The following is a 2,182-nucleotide window of genomic DNA, read 5'->3' as shown; positions in this document are numbered from 1 at the left end:
GTCCCCAGTCCCCAGTCCCCAATCACCCATCACCAATTAAACTGAGAATATTGTGCTGTACTTGTTCTGGTGAGTCGTCACCATTAATGGTTAATAGACGGCGACGACGATCATAATATTCTAAAATAGGAATGGTGCAATCATAGAATAGTTCTACACGCCGCTGGACAATTTCTGGTTGATCATCTGGGAGCGATCGCCCTAAAGAACGGCTAACCATTACCGCTTCTGGTACTTGCAGATAAATAGCCCAGTCTATTTTTTGCCCTAAACTGTCCAACAAAAAATCTAGTTCTTCAGCTTGAAAAGCAGTTCGGGGATAGCCTTCTAAGATCCAACCACAATTAACATCCACTTGACTGAGGCGAACTTTGATACATTCAATCATCATTTCATCAGGAACTAATTCCCCTTTTTCTAGATAAGGTTTGGCAGAGGAGACTAAATCATTTGGTTCACCGTACCCATTAGCTGATTTATTACCAGATATAGTTTCCCTTAAAATCTCACCGGTGGAAATCAGAGGCATATCAAGGTATTTGCAAAGCCTTTGTGCTTGAGTGCTTTTTCCTGAGCCTGAACCTCCTAAAATCACCAATTTCACCACAATTCACTCCTCATCATCATCATTTAAAATTCACTACTGCCTAACTCTGTTTTACTCAAAAAATTAAAATTATCTAGGACTTACGCAAGATGTGACTGAAAACCTTATTCTTGCGTAGGGGTAATTCATGAATTACCCCTACTTTCGTTTCCTTTTGCGTAAGTCCTGTTATCTTAGATAATTGATAGATACTACCGTTTATCTTCATTATGATGGTTGCCCAATTAGAAACCCCCAGTATCAATTCAACACTCAGCTTACAATATTCTGTAGCTGGATTAGTACAGGTTTTCACTAGCCCTCATCGTAACTTTTTTACTAGTGTTATATCACAAGCATTAAGAATTGCTGGACAAGGTACACCAGTGTTAATAGTGCAGTTCCTCAAAGGTGGTATTTATCAAGGACAGGACAAACCTATACAAATGGGGCAAAATTTAGATTGGATTCGTTGTGATTTACCACGTTGTATAGATACACCAAATTTAGATGAAACAGAAAGCCAAGCATTACAAAAGTTGTGGCAATATACACAACAGGTAGTATCTGAAGGGAAATATTCTCTTGTGGTTTTGGATGAGTTAAGTTTAGCGATTAATTTTGGTTTAATTCCAGAAACAGAGGTTTTACAGTTTCTAGCAAACCGTCCTTCTCATATTGATATCATTCTCACTGGTCCACAAATGCCGAAATCTCTATTGGATGTAGCAGACCAAATTACAGAAATTCGTCGTAGTCATCAGCCGTAATTAAACCTGGACGGGCTAGAAGCCCATCCCACAAGACAAGATTGGATAATTTATTTCCTGGAAGTCCTTTATTGCTTAAACTAAGCTATCAGGATCTACTCCCATTTCTCGTAAACGTTCTGCTAAAATTTGAGCGCGTTGTTGGGAATATTGGGCGCGTTCTTCTGGTGTAAAAAAGCGTTTTTCTTGTTGGTTATACCAATACATCCATTCTCTAGTAATGCCTTGGTAAGTTCCTCTTTCTATACCAATTCCTAAACCAATTTCTGGCAACCAAACGATATTACCATCTTGTAATTTATAAACTCCATTGATTAATTTGTGAACTTCTAACCGGGGTTTACGGCGACGAGTGGGATTATAAACTACATAATATAATATACCTAATTTGGCATATTCATCTTTTTTTGTTGAATACTCATTCCTGTAATTGTGAGAAACAACTTCTAACGCCAAAATTGGTAATTTTTCTTCTTCCCAAAGTACATAACTAGGACGCAAGTTTTCATCATAAAAACGCTCAACCCCTAAACTTAAAAATCCATCGGGGACAATTGGTGGTTGATAGGGGTCATAATAAATGCCCATATCCACACCAAAAAACCAGTCCATGCGGTCAGCCCAAATTATTGCTAATATTGCTTTAAGCAATCCAGGAATTAAATCTTGTAATTCATTATCCACAGGTGTTTCGTCTGAGTCTGGTAATTCTTCTGAAGAAGGCATACAAGCCAGGGGATTGTAATCTAACATGATAGATTTCACTGGTCTTTGAATATTTTGATTATATGAGACTGGGGACTGGGGACTGGTGACTGGGGACTGG

The 2,182-nt window shown here is 38.4% G+C and carries 3 protein-coding genes; 1 reads left to right on the top strand and 2 read right to left on the bottom strand.

Features of this window, described 5'->3' with window-relative positions; translation table 11 throughout:
* Positions 1–22 precede the first annotated feature (22 nt).
* Positions 23–604 (bottom strand): adenylate kinase family protein, encoded by a 582-nt coding sequence (locus PN497_RS10560; RefSeq protein WP_096572863.1) that lies wholly within the window; start codon positions 602–604, stop codon positions 23–25.
* Between the two features lie 215 nt (positions 605–819).
* On the opposite strand from PN497_RS10560, the gene PN497_RS10555 reads away from it, so the two are divergent.
* The gene (locus tag PN497_RS10555; protein WP_096572862.1) at positions 820–1,356 is read left to right on the top strand and encodes a P-loop NTPase family protein; all 537 of its coding nucleotides are present in this window, start codon (positions 820–822) and stop codon (positions 1,354–1,356) included.
* A gap of 75 nt (positions 1,357–1,431) precedes the next feature.
* Here the strand turns inward: PN497_RS10555 and PN497_RS10550 are convergent, their stop codons facing one another.
* Positions 1,432–2,109, bottom strand: coding sequence for a Uma2 family endonuclease (locus PN497_RS10550; protein WP_096572861.1), 678 nt, complete (start codon positions 2,107–2,109; stop codon positions 1,432–1,434).
* Between the last annotated feature and the right edge of the window lie 73 nt (positions 2,110–2,182).

Origin of the sequence: Sphaerospermopsis kisseleviana CS-549 (genome assembly GCF_028329225.1) — a bacterium.
GTDB lineage: Bacteria > Cyanobacteriota > Cyanobacteriia > Cyanobacteriales > Nostocaceae > Sphaerospermopsis > Sphaerospermopsis kisseleviana.
The sequence above is the reverse complement of the archived record's forward strand: the minus strand, read 5'-3'. Positions and strand labels throughout refer to the sequence as shown.